The organism is Geobacter benzoatilyticus (genome assembly GCF_017338855.1).
GTDB lineage: Bacteria > Desulfobacterota > Desulfuromonadia > Geobacterales > Geobacteraceae > Geobacter > Geobacter benzoatilyticus.
In genome coordinates this window covers 2,859,878-2,877,817 of record NZ_CP071382.1, presented here as the reverse complement: position 1 = coordinate 2,877,817, position 17,940 = coordinate 2,859,878, and the positions used below count along the sequence as shown (strand labels likewise).

Below are 17,940 nucleotides of genomic sequence, written 5' to 3'. Positions count from 1 at the left end.
TTACTTCTTCAAGAGATCCTGTAATTCAGCCATGAACTCGTTGACGTCCTTGAAGGAACGATAGACCGAGGCAAAGCGGACATAGGCCACCTCGTCGATGTCATGGAGTTCGGTCATAACCCACTCGCCGATGGTGGTGCTGGGGACTTCTTTCTCGCTCCACTCCTGAAGACGGCCTTCGAGGCGATCGACGAGGCGGTCAACCGTTTCGCGGGATATCTGGCGTTTCTCGCAAGCCTTCAGAATACCACCGATAATCTTCATGCGGTCAAAGGGCTCGCGGCGCCCGTCCTTTTTCAGGACCAGAGGAAGGGTATCCTCAACCCGCTCGTGGGTTGTGAAGCGCTTGGCGCATGATTCGCATTCGCGCCGGCGGCGGATTGCCGCGCCTCCTTTGTCAGGACGGGAATCAACCACCTTACTGTCCGGATGGGCACAAAACGGGCATTTCACGACTCAGTCCCCTTATCTTCGCCAAATTTTTCGACGACGACCCCCGACTCTCCAATCATTTCCCGAGCCAGCTCGTCCGAGTACCCATCCTCGTAAACGATGCGGCGAATACCGGCGTTGATGATCATTTTCGAGCAGATAATGCACGGCATGGTGGTGCAGTAGAGGGTGCCCCCATCGATATTCGTGCCATGCTTGGCGGCTTGGATGATGGCATTCTGCTCGGCATGGAGGCCACGGCAAAGCTCATGCCTCTCGCCGGAAGGAATGCCGAGTTTGGCCCGCAGGCATCCGACTTCAAGGCAATGGGCAACACCGGAAGGAGCGCCGTTATACCCCGTTGCCAGAATATTTTTATCTTTTACGATTACCGCCCCCACCTGCCGCCTCAGACACGTTGAACGCTTTGAAACCAGATGAGTTATTTCCATAAAGTATTCATCCCAGGTGGGTCGTGTCATGGAGGGTTCTCCGTGGTATGGTTTGGCTGGGCAGAATAGCCGATAAATGCAGCAACGTCAAGGAATTAGCCGGGTTTGACTAATCATCCGGCAGGGTGCGCAAACGCTTGGTCATGGCGCGGCGTTTTTTATCGTCAACCCGCTTCTCCTTTTGGCTGCGGGGAACGGCGGTCGCAATCCTCTTTTTTTCGCGGCGTGCCCGGCGCTCCAGAGTCTGCCGGAGTCGTTCCAGAGCTATCTCGCGATTGCGGGCCTGGGAACGGCTCTCGCAAGCCTGCACCACGATGCCGGTGGGAAGATGGCGAATGCGGACACCGGTTTCGGTAACATTCCGGTGCTGGCCGCCGGGTCCCGAACCCCGGTAATACTCGACCTTCAGATCAGATTCCTTTATCTCAATCATCATTGTCCCCTCGAAAGCAACACATTCATGCCGGGCTGATCGTCGTGGGCCGGCCTGCGCATTGCGGAATGGTTGACATGTGTTGCAGCAAAAATAAATAATAACCTTAACAGAACATGGAGGCAAACAGGATGAACGTTGAGCAGATCATGGCCCGTCATTTCGGAGACGCTGCAGAAGCATGCGCCATTGTACTTGAACATAGCCGCTTGGTGGCGGATAAGGCAGTCCGCATTGCCCGGAATCTCAGCGACCCTTCGCTTGACGTGGCGTTTATCGAAGAAGCAGCCCTTCTCCACGACATAGGAGTCTGCCGCACAAACTCGCCCGGAATAGGCTGCACAGGCAGCGCCCCCTATATCCTCCACGGAATCATCGGCCGAGAAATCCTTGAATCCGAAGGGCTCCCCCTCCACGCACTGGTCTGTGAAAGACACATCGGGGTTGGTCTCACCATTGAGGATATCAAACACCAATCCCTTCCCTTGCCCTCGCGCGACATGGTGCCTATTTCACGGGAAGAAAAGCTTGTTTGCTATGCCGATCTCTTCTTTTCCAAAAAAAGGGACACCCTCAGAAAAGAAAAATCCCCCCAGGAAATCAGGGAAGGACTGCGCAAACACGGAGAGCACCGCGTGGCTATTTTTGAAGAGTGGCTGGTCGAATTCGGCGCGTAGTATCGCCTTACATACTTACCCTTCACTCTATCCCTTCTCCAGCCGGAAATCATTCGTCATGGTATACTGTTTCAAGCCTGCAAGTCCTTGAAAGGAGGTAAGGCCATGACGCCACCGTCCGCCCTCAAAAGGATAACCGGCACAATCTGGGAACTCCCCGTTTCCTATAAATCCGGCATGCTTGTCCCGGCCCGCATTTTCGCGACCGAAAAACTGATTAGCGCAATGGATGCCGGCGTTTTCGACCAGGTATCCAACGTGGCGTGCCTGCCAGGCATACAGAAATATGCTTTTTGCATGCCCGACGGTCACTGGGGGTACGGATTCCCCATCGGGGGGCTGGCGGCCATGGACCCTGAAACTGGCGTCATATCCCCCGGCGGCATCGGCTTTGACATCAACTGCGGCATGCGCCTGGTTCTCACCAACCTCACCGAAGAAGAGGTCAGGCCTCGCCTCAGGCAATTGGTGGATGCCCTTTTCTATCACGTTCCAGCAGGGGTCGGGAGCCACGGTTTTGTCAAGCTTTCCCATGAAGAGTTCTGCCGCGTTGCCGAGCAGGGATCCCGCTGGTGCATGAAAAGAGGGTTCGCGTGGCCCGAAGATCTGGAACTGACCGAGGAGGGGGGATGCTTCCAGGGGGCGGACGCCTCCAAGGTGAGCCAGAAAGCCATTGACCGCGGCTACAACCAGATTGGAACCCTTGGCTCTGGAAATCATTATCTGGAAATACAGGTGGCGCGGCCGGAGAACATCTATGACCCCGATCTCGCCCGAGCCTTCGGCATATCCATCCCGAATCAAGTGGTAGTCATGTTCCACTGCGGCAGCCGCGGTTTTGGCCATCAGGTGGCCACTGATTACCTGCAACTCTTTTTGTCGGTTATGGAGAGGAAATACGGCATATCGGTCAACGACAGGGAACTGGCCTGCGCTCCGTTCAGATCACGGGAGGGGCAGGACTACTTTGCAGCCATGAAGTGCGCCGTTAACATGGCCTTTGCCAACCGTCAGGTGATCCTCCATCGCATTCGCGAGGTGTTTTCTGATATTTTCGGCCGCGACCCCAGCGACCTGGGAATGGAAATGGTCTATGACGTTGCCCACAACACGGCAAAACTGGAAACCCACGTGGTTGACGGAAAAGCCCGCGAACTGCTCATCCACCGCAAAGGTGCGACCCGGGCCTTTGGCCCCGGCATGGAGGGGTTGCCGGACCGTTACCGGGAAACCGGCCAGCCGGTCATCATCGGGGGGAGCATGGAAACGGGCTCCTACCTTCTGGCAGGAGAATCCGGCGGAATCGAGACCTTTTACACCACTGCCCACGGCAGCGGGCGAACAATGAGCAGGCACCAGGCGAAGAAGATGGTCAGGGGGCAGAAACTGCAGCGCGATATGGAGGAGCGGGGCATTTACGTACGGACGGCTTCGTGGGGAGGGCTTGCCGAAGAAGCAGGTGTTGCCTACAAAAACATCGACGATGTGGCCGAAGCAACTGAGCGGGCACACCTCAGCAGGCGTGTGGTGCGGCTTCTTCCCATCGGGAATGTCAAAGGATAGAAAACGGACAGTGGCTCAGGTCAGAAAATCGACAATGAGCCCCTTGAGTTCCATAATCTTGTTGGTAATCGCCAGGCGGTCCTTGTTTTCCGTCATGATGAGACGCAACAGGTTGTCAGCCTCCCGGTCGATGACCGTTACGATCTCGAAGCAGCGGGGATTCAGGCTTGTTCCCCCCACCCGCTCAAGGCGGTAGGCATTGGATGTCACGGTTTTGGCAAGGGTGGCGATAAGATCGCGATAAGTCCGGAAATTGGCTATTGTGGGTTCGCGTTCCAGATCGGAACCCGCCCGGTCAATCTCGTCCTTGAGATCCTGGAGCTGCTGCTCATAGGAGTCAATCTCCGTGCGGCGCAATGAAAGCGCCCGCACAAAGGGCGAGCTTACTTCTCCACCCCCGGTTCTTAAGAGCTTCCCCTGCCCAGCCTTCTTATCAACATCCCGTGACGAAATTTTGTCATTAATGCGCATAAATCATTCCGCTCCATCCTGGAACTTTGACATACGCTGCCAAGGGGAATCAGGGGTGGCAAGACAGGTACCTTCCCAGTCAAAAGAAGTAATTATTTCACGGCCATCGACGCCAAATGTCCGCTCGCATTTGAGATTTACCCGGCCGATATAGGTATATACATCGCCACGGTCTTCTTGCCAGTGATAGAACTTGTTGCCCGACATATCATCCGAAACGGACGATGGGGGGCCCACCTGATCCACCAGTTCATCAAGGCTTGCCCCTTGCCAGGAGCTCAACTGCTGCCGAACCGGAGAACATCCCGCTACAATCAGTACCAATGGAAGAACCATTCGGAGATATTTCACAGGGCACCTTTCGAAAAAAAATTCTAGTGAATGAAAAGCAAAAAACAGGCCAAAGCCATAAATCCAAAAGAGCTCCTGCGCAGGAGAACCATACGGAAACAGAGCATTCCGGGAGTTTTTTCTCTCGCACCCCATTATCTATGGTGTATACTGCATCAGAATTTTGCGACAAAGACCGGTACGGGAGCATTATCTTGCAGCTCTAGCTGAATAAACTACCGTGGGGGAACTGATGGCGAAGAAAATCTTCATCGGCGCAACAGGGCAAAACTGTGGCAAAACCACCATGAGTGTTTCACTCATGCACCTTGCGCGGCAAAAATACCGCAAGGTAGGCTTCATCAAGCCCATCGGCCCCAAAATCGAGGCATATAACGGCCTTACCGTCGATATGGATGCCATCCTCATGGCTCGCACCTTCGGCCTTGAAGAGGATCTCCCCCTCATGAACCCGGTGCCGCTCCACAAGAACTTCACCCGCGATTTCCTCAGCGGGAAAATCGACTGTGGCTCACTCCGGGACAAAGTTCTCGAATCCTTTGAAATTCTGGACAAGAAGTACGATCTGCTCATCATCGAAGGGGCCGGACACTCGGGCGTGGGGTCGGTAATCGGGCTCAGCAATGCTTGCGTCGCCCATACTTTGAATGCACCTGTCATTATTGTGACCGACAGCGGAATCGGCAGCACAATTGACGCAGTACATCTGAATCTGGCACTTTACGAAAAAGAAGACGTTGATGTTCGAATGGTACTCGTCAACAAGCTACGGACCGGAAAGCGTGACTCAATCCTCAGCTTTCTCGGCAAGGGGCTTCCGGGGCGCTCTCTCAAAATCAGCGGCGGCTTCAATTATTCCCCCATCCTCGCCAACCCGACCCTCTCCCACATAGGCAAACTGCTCAATCTTTCCGTACACGGCGACCCCGACGGGCAAAGCCGCATCATCCACCACATCCATCTGGGAGCTGCTTCAGCCCAGCGCGTCGTAGACGCCCTTGAAGAATCAACCCTCATCGTCATCACCAGTTCCCGTGATGAACTGATCGTTACAATCTCATCCCTCTACCATATTCCATCGTTCCGGGAAAAGATTGCGGGGCTTGTGATCGCAGGCCATGTGCCCACTTCGGAGATCAGTCAGCAAATCCTGGACGACAGCGACATCCCCTACATAAGAGTTCATGACTCCACGGCCAATGTCTTCACCACCCTCATGGAAGACGTGGCAAAGATAACTGCCGAGGATCAGGAAAAACTGAACTGGATCAGGGCCAATGCCGAGAACGAAATCGATTTTGAAGCCATCGAAGCGCTTCTCTAGCACCCCTTTAACCCTTTGCCATGCCCTACCGCTACCTGCCTGACATCGCCACGGCCGATGCTGCTTTCGAAGCCATCGGCACGACACGCGACGAGATGTTCGCGGCAGCAGCCGATGCCATGACCAACGTCATGGTGGAGGATCTCGCAACTATCCAACCACTGGAACAGTTTGAAATCGTCCTCAAGGACAACGAACTGGATCTTCTCCTCTTTGCCTTTCTCCAGGAACTTATCTATTACAAGGATGCACGCAGGCTCCTTCTCCGCCCAGCCTCTCTCTCCATCACCGGCAGTGATAGCATCTTGGAGCTTCGGGCATTGGTCGCAGGCGAGGAAATCTCCCCCGGCCGACACTCCATGATCGTCGATGTTAAGGCCGTTACCCTCCACAGGTTCTCTGTCGAGCATCGTGACGGAGTCTGGCGGGCAACAGTCATTCTCGACGTCTGATCCTACTTTTGCAGTAACATTCGCCTGATCGCCTTGTAAAGCTCGGAAACCAGAAGCATGCCGAGCGCCAGCCCAACAGTAACAGCCAGGGCTTCTCCTGAAAGCGGTGCCGTCGAGAAAACCGGATTCAGCGCCGGGATGTAGACAACCGCCAACTGGAGCAGGAAGGTGATAAGAATTGCTCCGCACAGAGGAGGGTTAGAAAAGAACCCCATGGTAAACAGCGACTGACGGTCAGAACGGACCGCAAGTGCCACTGCCATGCGGTTCAGCACGAGAAAGGTAAATACCATAGTCTGCCAGGGAAGCCCCCGGCGAAGCGCATACATCTGAAACGCCAAGGCGGCCGCGCCGATGAGGAGGCCGAAACCCACCACGTAAAATCCCCGACCGGCGGAAAATATCCCTTCCCCGGGATCGACCGGACGTCTTTTCATGACATCGCGCTCGGCCTGTTCAGCTGCCAGGGCAAGGCCTGGAAGGGAATCCGTCAGCAGGTTCAGCCAGAGGATCTGGATCGGCAAAAGGGGCAACGGGAGCCCGAAGAATGGCGCAAGGGTTATGGCAACCAGGGTACCGGCGTTGCAGGTGATGGAGTATATGATGAACCTCAGGATATTGGCATAGATTCGCCTTCCCTCCCGCACCGCCTTGACTATGGTGGCAAAGTTGTCGTCAAGGAGAATCATGGCCGACGCCTCTTTGGAAACGTCGGTGCCGGTAATTCCCATGGCAATGCCGATATCGGCCCGCTTCAGTGCCGGGGCGTCGTTCACGCCGTCGCCGGTCATGGCGACAAAGTGGCCCCGCTCCTGAAGGGCCTTGACTATTTTCAGCTTCTGCTCCGGCGCCACGCGGGCATAGACGCGTATATCCTCCACCCGCCGCTCGAATTCCTCCTGGGTGAGCCCGGCAAGTTCGCGGCCGGTTATGACAGCTTTGCCGTCATCTTCAACAAGGGAAAGCCGGCGGGCGATAATACCGGCCGTGAGCGGGTGGTCACCCGTAATCATCACCGGCGTGATTCCGGCACCTTTACAGTCGCTCACAGCCTCGGCCGCTTCCGCCCGCGGCGGGTCCATCATTCCCACCAGGCCGAGAAAGATCAGATCACGCTCCACGCCATCGCTTTCCATGCGACCCGGAACCCGGTCCCAGTGCCTCATGGCCACGGCCAGAACCCGCAATCCTTCCGCTGCCATCTCCTCGCTCAAACTGAGGATTCCATCGACATCCGGGAGTCGTTCCTCGCCCATCACCAGCATTGCCGACGATTTGCCGATTATCGCCTCAACAGCCCCTTTGGTATAGGCGACGAATTCTTCGCCATGGCGGTGGAAGGTGGTCATGAGCTTGCGGTCAGAGTCGAAAGGAAGTTCGGCAACGCGGGGGAAATTGCGCTCCAGATCCCGGCGATCGTAGCCGCAACTGAGTGCAGCCGCCGAAAGAGCCGTCTCGGTGGGGTCGCCGATAAGGTTCCCCTCTCCGTCAAGCCGGGCGTCGCTGCAAAGGGCCAGCGCCATCATGAAATGGCGGCCCGCTTCTCCTCCACCGGTGCTGCATGCCTCTTTCAGGGGCAGTTCTCCGCCGTTCACCGCGACCTTTTCGACGGTCATCCGGTTGAGGGTAAGAGTTCCTGTCTTGTCCGAGCATATATAGGTGACGGAGCCAAGGGTCTCGACCGCAGGAAGCCTCCGTATGAGGGCGTTCTGCTTCACCAATCTGCGGGCGCCCAGTGCAAGGGTAATGGTGACTACAGCGGGAAGAGCCTCGGGAATGGCTGCCACCGCCAGGGAAATGGCGGTGAGCAGCATGAGGAGCAACGGCTCTCCGCGCATAAAGCCGAGAGTGAAGATAATGGCGCAGACAATGAGTATCGCCACTGCCAATCGCTGGCCGAATACGGCAAGGCGCTTCTGCAGAGGAGTTCTGGTCTCCTCTTCGTTCTGGAGCATTGAGGCGATACGACCCAGCTCCGTCCCCATCCCCGTGGCCACGGCAACCCCGGAACCACGACCGTAGGAGATGACGGTCCCCTTGAAGGTCATATTCCGGCGGTCCCCAAGGGGAAGGTCGGGGTCTTCGAGGGGCTCCGTTATCTTATCCACCGGAAGGGATTCGCCCGTAAGGGCCGCCTCTACAGCCTTGAGGTGGACCGCCTCCACCAATCGCAGGTCGGCGGGAACCACGTTTCCCGCCTCCAGCAGAACCAGATCACCCGGCACAATCTCCCTGGCTGCTACGCTGACGGGGTTTCCATCCCGCACGACAGTGGCGCTGCTCCCTGCCATCTCCCGCAGAGCCGCCATGGCGCGCTCAGCCCTGAACTCCTGCACGAATCCGATCACTGCATTGAGGATAACTATGGCGATAATCGGCATGGCGTCGCCCATATCGCCAATTACCGCCGCAAGGACTGCCGCCCCCAGGAGGATAAGGATCATGAAATCGGTGAACTGCGCGAGGAGCATGGCCAGGGGGGTCCTTCGCGCCATCTCCTGAAGTTCATTGGGACCGATCTCGGCGAGAAGTTTCCGTGCGGCCCCGGCCGAAAGCCCCCCATTGGAGGAGCGAAGCTCGGCAAGGGATTCTTCAGCGGTTCTCAGATGCCATCCCATTATCTAAAGTTCCTGTACCGCACGCCTGGCTCTATCAACAATCTCTGCCGGAGATTCACCCCGGAAATGAATCGGTTGCCCGAAAACCACCGTAACGGTTCCCCTTTTCGGCCATGAAGCTCCCCGCGGGTAAACCGTTTCAAGCCCCTTGATCTTAACCGGCACCACCGGTATTCCCAATTCCCGGACCATGACCCCGATCCCCTGCTGGAACGATAGCAGCGATCCGTCCAGCGAACGCTCACCTTCCGGAAAAATCAGAATACTCATGCCACGATCAACCAGACGTCCCATGAAGCGCAGCGTTCTCCTGAAACCGCGACTTTGCGACAAAGGGAACACCGTGAACGCTACGCTGACATACTCATAGGCGAGCCGCTTCCAGAATCTCTGAAGCATATTCCGGAAATTGCGGAAAAAGAACTCTTCCCACACGGCAGTGGCGGTGTTATAGCGCCACGATTGGGGCAAGGCGGACATGATTGTGGGTTGATCGAAATAACTAAGATGGTTGGACACGAACATCACTGGCCCTGTATCGGCCTTCAGGTGTTCGGTCCCCACGGTTTCAAGAGTTACAAACGCGCGAACAAGCGGACCGTGCAGCACAGCATCCAGCAGCCGCCGGACCGAAAGAGCAATCCCCCCCATGGCCCAGTTCCTGAAGTGGTCGCGGCTGATCACTTTTTCACGCCGCCGCAGCATCTCTCTCAGGTCGGCCACGCGCGTCTGCGGGCCTATGACCGAATCTTCAAGGTCAAGGCGATATTCAATTTCCAGTGAATTCACGAGTTCGAGGCGGGCAATGGAGGTAAGCCCCAGGTCTGTAACCAGAAGCGCTTCATCCGTAACTTTTTCAGGGGGAACGCCCGTTATCGTTGCAATGAGATTTGCAAGACGGTCGAGGCCACGACCGCTTCCCGAGTCGCCTTCCCCCTGCTCAACGCGCTCCTTGACCTGAAACTTGCGAATCTTCAGCGTAGTGGTCTTTGGAAAGTCCCCTTCGGGCCAGACGCTGAAACTGGTGATACGGTGAAGTTCGTCGAGCATCCCGTTAACTTCATCAATTATCTCCTGGACCGGCCGGCCGCTGTCATCGGGAATCAGGACACCATGCACCTCGTCCCCCTTGCCGCGGTCCAGGCCGATGACGCATGCTTCACGGACCCCTGGGGTCCGGTTCAGGATCGCTTCGATTTCATCGGGGTAGACATTTACCCCGGCTCCGGTAACGATGAGCTCTTTGCTCCTTCCCTTGATGCGGAGCCAGCCATCCGAATCGAACTCTCCCAGATCTCCGGTGCGGAACCAGCCATTGACGAATGCTCCGGAAGTCGCCTCTTCGTTGCCGTAATATCCGGGAAAGATGTTGTCGCCCCTGGCAATGATTTCCCCCTCCTCAAGCTTCAGCTCAACCCCCTCAAGGGGTTTCCCCACCGAACCCGGCACCTGTCGTTCCACGGTATTTGCGGTCAGAACAGGGGAGCACTCGGTAAGCCCATATCCCTCAAGCACTTTAAAGCCAAGGGTATTCCAGAATCTGAAGACATCCGGATCAAGCGGGGCTCCGCCAGAGACGAAAAGGCTGAAATTTTGACCGAATTTTCGGTGGATTGGGCCGAACAGAATCGAACGCATCCCCTGCGGCATCTTTTCTGCCGCTTTCAAAACGCCCTTGAGCAGAGGGCCGAGCCCTTTCGCCTCAAACTCCCGTTCGATGGAACCTTTCAGCAGCTGGAGGAGCCGCGGAACGGCAATAATTGCGTAGATGTCCTCATCGCCCAACGCCTCCATGATTGCCGAGGGCTTGAGGGTCCGGATGTAGACGATGGAGGCTCCCCTGTAGAGGGGGGTGAAGAATCCCCCCATTTGTTCGAACATGTGCGACAGGGGGAGAAGTGACAGAAAACCGAAATCGGACGTTACTATGGGGATGTGGCTATTGACCTGCAAAAGATTTGCGACAAGGTTCCGGTGGGTAAGTATGACCCCCTTGGGATTGCCAGTGGTGCCGGAAGTATAGATAAGCTCGGCCATGTCGTCCGGAGAGGGTTTGTGGCTGATAGCCAGGGGTTCTGCCGCTTCCAGGAGAAAGCCGAGATCCTCCACAAGCACCGATGGCCGCCCGGTCAGGCGATCGAGTTTGTCTCTGCTCTGGATTACGAGTTTTGCCCCCGTAAGTTCGGCAATGGTTTCGGCCCTGTCAGTGCCTGACATGAAGTCCACAGGCACCGCCACGGCGCCACGGGCCATGAGTCCCCAGAAAGCCACCGCCCACCAGGGAGAATTGGGCGCCCAGAGAACAACCCTGTCACCCTCCCCTATCCCCTGGCTCAGTAGCCAGCGGTTCATTTTCAGCGACAGGTCATGGAATTCCAGATAGGAAAAGGAAAGACAACGAACCCCCGTCCGATAAACGAAAGCGGTTGTCCCTCCGCGTTGATGAAATAAAGAAAAAATATCGGCAAGAGTTTCCATCAAAATTCCGGGCAGGCTGGTAAATCCCGCAGCAATAAGTACAAGAAAAAGGAGTGCTTGACGATTAACGGTAGAAACAAGTATACGGCCGCCCTGGGCGCGATGCAACCGGAGATGGTTGCGAATAACGGGGATCTACAGGCAATCCGGCAGGTTTCGGATAGTGGAACTTGCTATTAGGTGTAGTTTTAGATAGTGTTTAAGCAATCATTAGCCGGCAGGAGCCTTGATACAGTACGCCGTACCGGGCGGAGGATGACAGAAATGGGCCGTTATATCAGGGAAGACCGAACACCGAGGGAAAAGATTCAGGACACCATCAACACAATCATTGCCATCGTGCTGATGTTCATCGCGGCAGCCCTTGTTATTCTGCTAGTTTTCCTGTTCTACGAAAACATGAAAAGTTATTGACACGCTATTTCAATCAGTTACAGCTTGTGCCTATACGTTGTGCAGACTGGTAAAGTACTGAAGGATACTTAAGAATTACTGTGGGTATCCACAATTTAAGGGAGGTTATCCACAGGCCTCGTGGAAAGCTCATGCCTACGGCATCATCCGGAAGGAAATTGCCCCGTATAGGCAATCCTCGACACATTTCCCGCATTGATTACACCGTTCGCAATCACGCACCGCAGCTATTTTTTGCACCCCATCCGTCTCAAGGCTTATGAGCCGGGCCTCGCATGCCGAGACGCAACGCCCGCACCCTTTGCAGCGCTTCCTGTCGATCTCCGGGCACCCTTCTTTTCTCATCATACTGTTCGCATCCCGGCACGTAGCCATCTTTGGCACTGTTTATCACTCATCAACAACAACGAGATAAACCATACGATTAATAAATCAGACCACCCGAATAATGAATTCGGGACACGAAGCAGCGCAGTATCCGCAGAGGATGCATGATTCTTCATCGAGAACCGCCTTGCCATTGGCAATGGAAAGGGCTCCGCTGGCACAGGCATCGACGCAGCCGCCGCATCCCTTGCAGAAGTTCTCCATGATCCGTAGTTTCCGGCGACGGCTTTCCAACTGCCGCCACACTTCGTCCTCGGGTGCCTTGCCGGAGAACAGGGCGATATTTGCCTCAATTTCAGCCTCGGAGAGCATACCGATGGCAACGCCGTGTACCCCTTCGAGCCCCCGAACGTAAGCGAGACTCTCCCGCGCCTCGGCGATCAGATTCCCCCCCGCCAGGGCCTTCATGGCGTAAACACCCTTGCCGGCCCTGGCGCACCCGGCTATGGCCTCCGCCATCTCAACAGCGCTGCCGTCGAGAATCCCCATGCCGGTGCGGTTGATAAGGGGGTGGACAACTTCAATCTCCTGATGGTCGGCCGCTTTCCGGATGGCACAGATATAGTGCGATGACAATCCGACATGGCCTATTTTCCCCTCATCCTTCATCCTCAGCAATTCCTCAAGCACCTCTATCCGCTCGGTAAAAGGATCGGCAACCCTGGCCCCATGGAGGTGAACAATGTCGAGCCGCTCGCGGCCCAGTTCCCGCAATCCCTTCTCCACATGGGATCGGGCTGTCGGCCCATCGTTGGCATGGGTTTTTGTTACAATCGTGACGTCACCCTGCCAGCCGGTTATCCCCTCACGGACATGGGGGTAAGTATCGTAAAGCGTAGCGGTGTCGAGCATGGTAACCCCATGTTCGAGGGCATGGCGAATGAGGCGCCCCCCCTCTGAAGGGGAAAGGCCGGCCTGAAGCGGCCCCAAGGGAAGCGTGCCGAAGATGAGCGGGAAAAATGAAATATTGGTTGCGCCGAGAATCGCTTTTTTCATGGGACCCCCCTTGATTGCGGAAATTAGAACTTAAGCCCCTACCCTACGGTCAAGGTGCCATATTTGACATTGATTGACGTTTCGAGTGTATCGCCGTTAACGGTCAGGTAAACAGTTCCTTCGGTAATGGTCATTGACCAGTCAAACGAACGCTCCAGCATATCTGCAAGCCTGTTTATGAACAGTTGTTCAAGGCTGACAACCGTAAGATTGGAAAGTCCCCCAAGCTTGGAGAGGTGCTGCTGATCCCAGTTGGAAAGCGCCTTGCCGCTTGCCAGGAGAGCAACCCGCTCAGAGTGACGGCACGCTCTGACAATACGGTCGGAATCGGGCAGACCGGCTTCAATCCACAGCATAACCCTCCCATCCGGACCTGTCAGCCAAATATCCGGCTCGTCAGTTGCGCATATACCCTTCGTAAAAGCCAGGTCTGCCTCGTAGAAAATGCCCCAGGCAAGCAATCTGGCCACAAGACGCTCATTGGTCTCAGACGGGTGCTTGGCAACCGTTGCCTGCAGGGATTCATAAATCCCACGGTCAACGTCGGAAAGCTGAATGGAAACTTTATAAATTGTCGATGGCAATGCCATTTTCGCAAGCCTTTCTATGTTTATCTCTGACCATGGGGCTAAGCAAACGGTCCAGTGAAGGAGCTCCCCCGAAATTCCTGCCGCTAGCTCGACAAGCTTCATCGGCATTCACATCAACTTTTACATCAGGATAACAAAAAAGGCACTTAGCATTCTCAGCTAAGTGCCTGTTGTTATTTGGTTGCGGGGAGAGGATTTGAACCTCTGACCTTCGGGTTATGAGCCCGACGAGCTACCAGACTGCTCCACCCCGCGTCACAAGAGATTGTCTTTATACTACAGGGTTCAACCCGCGTCAACAAAAAAAACCAACTATTCCGGAATTACTATTGCACCTTTCCCAATTTGGTTTACGAGATTGCCTGCCGCAGCCTGATCCAGCTGTTTCCCGACTCTTACACGGAACCAGGTTCCTTTGCCGTCCACATGGGACTCAACAATATAGGCGGCAAAACCTTTTGCCTGAAGCGCTGATCTAACAACTTCAGCTTCTTTGCGTTCCCTCGCAGATGCAACCTGCACCAGATATTTCCCCTTGGGGGCCGCAACTTTTTTGGGCGGAGTTCCCTTGATGGATGCTTCTCCATTCGTGGAAGAGATCGACTCTGCTTTTTCCGGCTTTGATTCTGCCCCGGTTACCGGCTGCCCTTTCTGTGGCTGGTCAACTCGGGGCTGAATCACTACGGCAGGTTTGGCGGGCACAGCGACCGGCACGGAAGGTTGCTTCGGATTAAGACCGCTGCCTAGGATAACTTTACCTCCCTTGGGGAGGGTTTCGTAAAATGTAAGGGATGGTTCCTTCAGCGAGGTGTAGACATTTTGCTTACCAGGGACAGAGCTGTTTCCGGCAGCCGTTTGCTGATTCGAAGCACCTTCTCCGGATGGCGCTGATTGAGGCGCAAGGGCATCAACCGCCTTTATGTCGGAATGGGGCAGCAGAAACCGGTCCGTCAAAACCCCAAGGACAAATGAACAACACGCAACTGCGCCGAAGGCAACAATCAAGAGGCCGACGGGCTTGGATTTCGGCCGATTTTTATTAACCGGTTTCCGTTCACGGTAATCAAGAACCATAATATTTTATCCTGCTACATCTTTTCCGGAGCCGATACGCCAAGAAGGGCAAGACCATTCTTCAACACCTGCGCAACACATTTGAGCAGGAACAGTCGCGCTGAACTGATTTCTTTCTCGTCGGTTATAACTCGGTTTTTGTTGTAGAATGAGTGGAATGCGCCCGCAAGTTCCTGTAGATAATAGGTTATCCGGTGAGGCTCAAAGGCAAGAGCACTCCCTTCGACTACTTCCGGGAATGTATAGATCAGCTTGACGAGCTCGATTTCTTCAGGCGTGCCGAGGATTTCCACATGGGCATCGGCAAACGAGGGGACGATGAAACCACGCTCTGAAGCAGCCTCGAAGATGCTGCATATCCGCGCATGGGCGTACTGAACGTAATAGACAGGGTTTTCAAGGGATTGCTGCTTGGCCAGGTCGATGTCGAAGACTAACTGCGAATCCGGTTTGCGCATCAGGAAGAAGAATCTCGTGGCATCGCGGCCCACTTCATCGATCAAGTCTCTCAGGGTAACGTAGCTGCCGGCGCGCTTGGATATCTTTACCTCTTCGCCGCCACGCATGACGGTAACCATCTGGTGCAGCACATACTCGGGCCACCCCTGCGGGATGCCGGCATTGAGGGCTTGCAGGCCCGCCCGCACCCGCGTGATGGTGCTGTGATGATCTGCGCCCTGTTCGTTGATGACCCGGGTGAACCCACGCTCCCATTTGGCCAGGTGGTAGGCAACGTCCGGGACAAAGTAGGTGTAGCTGCCATCGGTCTTGCGCATGACACGGTCTTTGTCGTCCCCGAAGTCTGTGGTACGCAGCCAGAGAGCGCCATCCTGCTCAAAGGCATGACCGTTCTCGATAATACGCTCGACCGCATGTTCCACGCGGCCTTCAGCATAGAGGCTTGATTCGAGGGTGTAGACATCAAATTGCACATCGAATGCCGCAAGATCCTGATCCTGCTCACGGCGCAGGTAAGCTACCGCAAACCGGCGAATCGCATCAAGATCGTCAGGATCACCTGCTGCCGTGACATGCTGATCGCCAGCATCCACGGTCTGACGGTCGAGGTAAGCGCGGGCAACGTCTTTGATGTAGTCCCCTTGATAACCGTCTGCCGGCCAGGCGGGGTCCCCGGGTTCAATGCCGAGGCAGCGCGATTGTACAGAAAGCGCCAGGTTGCTGATCTGGGCTCCGGCGTCGTTATAATAAAACTCGCGGGTCACACTGAAGCCGGCAGAATCGAGCATGCGGCAGATTGTGTCGCCTATGGCCGCACCCCGTCCGTGCCCGATATGAAGCGGTCCAGTGGGGTTGGCGCTGACGAATTCAACCTGAACCTTCCGCCCCTCGCCCGAAGTGCTGCGGCCATACTCCGCGCCAGCCGTCTCAACTGATACAAGTGTACGGCACCATGCCTCGTTCTTGATTTTGAAGTTGATGAACCCCGGGCCCGCAATGTCTATACCCTCGATGATACCTTCCGAACGGTCATCAATATGGGTGACGATGGCCTCGGCAATCGCGCGCGGCGCCTTGCGCTCGGCCTTTGCCATGGACATGGCAACCGTACAGGCAAAATCGCCATGTTCCGCATGGGCGGGTTTCTCTATTACAATGGCAGGCATCTGGTTTGATGAGAGGGAACCATCGGCAAAGCACCTTTCGATTCCAGCAGCTACCAGAGAACGCACCCTATCCTTCATCAATCCCTCCAGTTTATTCATTGTGCTTCATCCCCTTCTTCATCAGGGACCTTAATGGAAATATCACGGCTGAAGTCGGGGCAACGGGCACCGCCATCAGTGACACAGAATTTCTTTGCACAGTTTTCACGCCATGCGCAGACAACACATGCCTGCCTTTTGGAACCATTCATGATTGGATCTCCTGATGACAAAAACGGAAAGAGCGGATTCTCTCCGCTCCACCCTAACGCTTATTTTCCACTGCGGTTGTAACCGGCTGTAGAGGCTTTGGATGGGTTTTGTCGGCAACCGGAAATTGATAAACTACCTCATTGGGCCGCACAAGCCCGAAGTCCTTGCGTGCAATGCTTTCCAGGTAACGGCGGTCGGACTTGAGCGCTTCAATTTCCCGCTTGAGCCGATCGTTCGTAACCCTGATTTCGTTCACTTTTTCTGCAATCTCTTCCTTCTCTTTACTCAGGTGGTAGATGCGCAGCAACCCCCGCTCGCCGAAAACGGTAAAGTAAAGAATAAAGAGTATGCAACCGGCAGGGACGAAGTACATCCGCTTCCGCATGCTTCCTCCAGGGGTCATGAACCCGAAGCGGCGCAGTGGCCGGAAAAGTAATCAACGGTCTTTGACAGGCCTGTTTCCAGAGGGATCACAGGCTCCCATCCAAGCTTCATCCGCGCCAGCGCAATATCAGGCTGACGCTGTTTGGGGTCATCGGAGGGGAGCGGCTTGAACACTATTTTTGAGCGTGACCCGGTCAGCTCAACAATTCGCCGGGCAAACTCGAGAATTGTCGTTTCCACGGGGTTGCCGATGTTGACCGGCCCAATGAAATCGTCGATAGACATGAACCGCACAAGTCCCTCAATCAGGTCACTCACATAACAGAACGAACGGGTTTGGCTGCCATCGCCATAAACCGTTATATCCTCTCCCTTTAGTGCCTGGACAATGAAGTTCGACACGACACGGCCATCATTCTCAGCCATGCGGGGGCCGAACGTGTTAAAAATCCGCGCGATCCGAATATCGACACCGTTCTGGCGATGATAGTCCATCATGAGGGTTTCCGCGACCCGTTTTCCCTCATCGTAACAGCTTCTTATCCCGATGGGATTGACATTGCCCCAGTAAGTCTCGGGCTGCGGATGAACAGTGGGATCGCCGTAAACTTCAGAGGTGGAAGACAGAAGAATCCGCGCCCTTACACGCTTGGCAAGGCCCAGCATGTTTATGGTTCCCATGACGCTCGTCTTGATGGTCTTGACCGGGTTATACTGGTAGTGCACCGGCGAGGCCGGACAGGCAAGATGATATATACGGTCCACTTCCAGAAGAATCGGCTCGGTAATGTCATGACGAATCAACTCGAACCGGTGATTATCCATAAGTGGCAGGATGTTGTTTTTGCTCCCCGTAAAAAAGTTGTCGAGGCAAAGCACATCATGACCGTCATTGAGCAACCGCTCGCACAGATGGGAGCCGATGAACCCCGCCCCCCCGGTTACCAGAACACGCATCAACTCTCTC

Annotated in this window: 20 protein-coding genes and 1 tRNA gene; 5 read left to right on the top strand and 16 right to left on the bottom strand. The window is 55.3% G+C overall.

Translation table 11 applies throughout. The annotated features are described in order from the left end of the window. From nrdR to JZM60_RS13260, 3 genes are all read right to left on the bottom strand, one after another. Positions 1–453, bottom strand: a complete 453-nt coding sequence (gene nrdR / locus JZM60_RS13270) for a transcriptional regulator NrdR (RefSeq protein ID WP_207162908.1) — start codon at positions 451–453, stop codon at positions 1–3. Further along, positions 450–914 (bottom strand): deoxycytidylate deaminase, encoded by a 465-nt coding sequence (locus tag JZM60_RS13265; RefSeq protein ID WP_207162907.1) that lies wholly within the window; start codon positions 912–914, stop codon positions 450–452. Before JZM60_RS13265 ends, nrdR begins: the two co-directional genes overlap by 4 nt. A gap of 79 nt (positions 915–993) precedes the next feature. Then, entirely contained in the window at positions 994–1,320 is a 327-nt protein-coding gene (locus JZM60_RS13260; protein WP_241426262.1) for a peptide chain release factor family protein, read from the bottom strand. A gap of 128 nt (positions 1,321–1,448) precedes the next feature. Here JZM60_RS13260 and JZM60_RS13255 point away from each other — a divergent pair, with 128 nt between their 5' ends. Further along, entirely contained in the window at positions 1,449–1,994 is a 546-nt protein-coding gene (locus tag JZM60_RS13255) for an HD domain-containing protein (RefSeq protein ID WP_207165602.1), read from the top strand. Between the two features lie 105 nt (positions 1,995–2,099). Further along, complete coding sequence (locus JZM60_RS13250) at positions 2,100–3,557, top strand: RtcB family protein (protein WP_207162906.1); 1,458 nt, start codon at positions 2,100–2,102, stop codon at positions 3,555–3,557. A gap of 15 nt (positions 3,558–3,572) precedes the next feature. Here JZM60_RS13250 and JZM60_RS13245 read toward each other — a convergent pair whose 3' ends face one another. Then, positions 3,573–4,028 carry a YaaR family protein gene (locus tag JZM60_RS13245; RefSeq protein ID WP_207162905.1) on the bottom strand — a complete coding sequence of 152 codons (456 nt, stop codon included), beginning with the start codon at positions 4,026–4,028 and terminating at the stop codon, positions 3,573–3,575. A 3-nt stretch (positions 4,029–4,031) separates the two neighbouring features. Next, positions 4,032–4,514: a hypothetical protein gene (locus tag JZM60_RS13240; protein WP_241426261.1), complete on the bottom strand. Its 483-nt coding sequence runs from the start codon at positions 4,512–4,514 to the stop codon at positions 4,032–4,034. Positions 4,515–4,611: 97 nt separating this feature from the next. On the opposite strand from JZM60_RS13240, the gene JZM60_RS13235 reads away from it, so the two are divergent. After that, complete coding sequence (locus JZM60_RS13235) at positions 4,612–5,703, top strand: phosphotransacetylase family protein (protein WP_207162904.1); 1,092 nt, start codon at positions 4,612–4,614, stop codon at positions 5,701–5,703. 20 nt (positions 5,704–5,723) lie between these two features. Next, complete coding sequence (locus JZM60_RS13230) at positions 5,724–6,155, top strand: archease (RefSeq protein ID WP_207162903.1); 432 nt, start codon at positions 5,724–5,726, stop codon at positions 6,153–6,155. A 2-nt stretch (positions 6,156–6,157) separates the two neighbouring features. Here the strand turns inward: JZM60_RS13230 and JZM60_RS13225 are convergent, their stop codons facing one another. Both JZM60_RS13225 and JZM60_RS13220 read right to left on the bottom strand, forming a co-directional pair. Beyond that, on the bottom strand, positions 6,158–8,773 hold the full coding sequence (locus JZM60_RS13225; RefSeq protein WP_207162902.1) for a cation-translocating P-type ATPase: 2,616 nt from the start codon (positions 8,771–8,773) through the stop codon (positions 6,158–6,160). 3 nt (positions 8,774–8,776) lie between these two features. After that, entirely contained in the window at positions 8,777–11,251 is a 2,475-nt protein-coding gene (locus JZM60_RS13220; protein WP_207165600.1) for an AMP-binding protein, read from the bottom strand. Positions 11,252–11,515: 264 nt separating this feature from the next. On the opposite strand from JZM60_RS13220, the gene JZM60_RS13215 reads away from it, so the two are divergent. Beyond that, positions 11,516–11,665: a hypothetical protein gene (locus tag JZM60_RS13215; RefSeq protein WP_207162901.1), complete on the top strand. Its 150-nt coding sequence runs from the start codon at positions 11,516–11,518 to the stop codon at positions 11,663–11,665. A gap of 135 nt (positions 11,666–11,800) precedes the next feature. On the opposite strand, the gene JZM60_RS13210 is transcribed toward JZM60_RS13215, so the two are convergent. The 9 genes from JZM60_RS13210 to JZM60_RS13170 all read right to left on the bottom strand — a co-directional run bounded on the left by JZM60_RS13210 (position 11,801) and on the right by JZM60_RS13170 (position 17,930). Continuing rightward, positions 11,801–12,010, bottom strand: coding sequence for a 4Fe-4S dicluster domain-containing protein (locus JZM60_RS13210; protein ID WP_207165599.1), 210 nt, complete (start codon positions 12,008–12,010; stop codon positions 11,801–11,803). 87 nt (positions 12,011–12,097) lie between these two features. Continuing rightward, positions 12,098–13,048, bottom strand: a complete 951-nt coding sequence (locus JZM60_RS13205) for an aldo/keto reductase (protein ID WP_207162900.1) — start codon at positions 13,046–13,048, stop codon at positions 12,098–12,100. Between the two features lie 38 nt (positions 13,049–13,086). Next, positions 13,087–13,746, bottom strand: coding sequence for a YaeQ family protein (locus JZM60_RS13200; protein WP_338148855.1), 660 nt, complete (start codon positions 13,744–13,746; stop codon positions 13,087–13,089). 70 nt (positions 13,747–13,816) lie between these two features. After that, positions 13,817–13,893, bottom strand: a tRNA-Met gene (locus tag JZM60_RS13195). A gap of 57 nt (positions 13,894–13,950) precedes the next feature. Next, on the bottom strand, positions 13,951–14,712 hold the full coding sequence (locus JZM60_RS13190) for an SPOR domain-containing protein (protein WP_207162899.1): 762 nt from the start codon (positions 14,710–14,712) through the stop codon (positions 13,951–13,953). A 14-nt stretch (positions 14,713–14,726) separates the two neighbouring features. Next, on the bottom strand, positions 14,727–16,415 hold the full coding sequence (gene argS, locus JZM60_RS13185) for an arginine--tRNA ligase (protein WP_207165597.1): 1,689 nt from the start codon (positions 16,413–16,415) through the stop codon (positions 14,727–14,729). A 17-nt stretch (positions 16,416–16,432) separates the two neighbouring features. After that, a complete protein-coding gene (locus tag JZM60_RS13180; protein ID WP_207162898.1) occupies positions 16,433–16,588 on the bottom strand; it encodes a hypothetical protein in 156 nt (51 codons plus the stop codon). Positions 16,589–16,641: 53 nt separating this feature from the next. After that, positions 16,642–16,974 (bottom strand): FtsB family cell division protein, encoded by a 333-nt coding sequence (locus JZM60_RS13175; RefSeq protein ID WP_207162897.1) that lies wholly within the window; start codon positions 16,972–16,974, stop codon positions 16,642–16,644. A 14-nt stretch (positions 16,975–16,988) separates the two neighbouring features. Next, entirely contained in the window at positions 16,989–17,930 is a 942-nt protein-coding gene (locus tag JZM60_RS13170; protein ID WP_207162896.1) for a UDP-glucuronic acid decarboxylase family protein, read from the bottom strand. Positions 17,931–17,940: the final 10 nt, after the last annotated feature.

Coding starts and splice junctions, on each gene's coding strand:
- JZM60_RS13265 (WP_207162907.1), bottom strand. CDS start 914: ATGACACGACCCACCTGGGATGAATACTTTATGGAAATAACTCATCTG.
- JZM60_RS13260 (WP_241426262.1), bottom strand. CDS start 1,320: ATGATGATTGAGATAAAGGAATCTGATCTGAAGGTCGAGTATTACCGG.
- JZM60_RS13255 (WP_207165602.1), top strand. CDS start 1,449: ATGAACGTTGAGCAGATCATGGCCCGTCATTTCGGAGACGCTGCAGAA.
- JZM60_RS13250 (WP_207162906.1), top strand. CDS start 2,100: ATGACGCCACCGTCCGCCCTCAAAAGGATAACCGGCACAATCTGGGAA.
- JZM60_RS13245 (WP_207162905.1), bottom strand. CDS start 4,028: ATGCGCATTAATGACAAAATTTCGTCACGGGATGTTGATAAGAAGGCT.
- JZM60_RS13240 (WP_241426261.1), bottom strand. CDS start 4,514: ATGGGGTGCGAGAGAAAAAACTCCCGGAATGCTCTGTTTCCGTATGGT.
- JZM60_RS13235 (WP_207162904.1), top strand. CDS start 4,612: ATGGCGAAGAAAATCTTCATCGGCGCAACAGGGCAAAACTGTGGCAAA.
- JZM60_RS13230 (WP_207162903.1), top strand. CDS start 5,724: ATGCCCTACCGCTACCTGCCTGACATCGCCACGGCCGATGCTGCTTTC.
- JZM60_RS13225 (WP_207162902.1), bottom strand. CDS start 8,773: ATGGGATGGCATCTGAGAACCGCTGAAGAATCCCTTGCCGAGCTTCGC.
- JZM60_RS13220 (WP_207165600.1), bottom strand. CDS start 11,251: ATGGAAACTCTTGCCGATATTTTTTCTTTATTTCATCAACGCGGAGGG.
- JZM60_RS13215 (WP_207162901.1), top strand. CDS start 11,516: ATGGGCCGTTATATCAGGGAAGACCGAACACCGAGGGAAAAGATTCAG.
- JZM60_RS13210 (WP_207165599.1), bottom strand. CDS start 12,010: ATGAGAAAAGAAGGGTGCCCGGAGATCGACAGGAAGCGCTGCAAAGGG.
- JZM60_RS13205 (WP_207162900.1), bottom strand. CDS start 13,048: ATGAAAAAAGCGATTCTCGGCGCAACCAATATTTCATTTTTCCCGCTC.
- JZM60_RS13200 (WP_338148855.1), bottom strand. CDS start 13,746: ATGCCGATGAAGCTTGTCGAGCTAGCGGCAGGAATTTCGGGGGAGCTC.
- JZM60_RS13190 (WP_207162899.1), bottom strand. CDS start 14,712: ATGGTTCTTGATTACCGTGAACGGAAACCGGTTAATAAAAATCGGCCG.
- argS (WP_207165597.1), bottom strand. CDS start 16,415: ATGAAGGATAGGGTGCGTTCTCTGGTAGCTGCTGGAATCGAAAGGTGC.
- JZM60_RS13180 (WP_207162898.1), bottom strand. CDS start 16,588: ATGAATGGTTCCAAAAGGCAGGCATGTGTTGTCTGCGCATGGCGTGAA.
- JZM60_RS13175 (WP_207162897.1), bottom strand. CDS start 16,974: ATGCGGAAGCGGATGTACTTCGTCCCTGCCGGTTGCATACTCTTTATT.
- JZM60_RS13170 (WP_207162896.1), bottom strand. CDS start 17,930: ATGCGTGTTCTGGTAACCGGGGGGGCGGGGTTCATCGGCTCCCATCTG.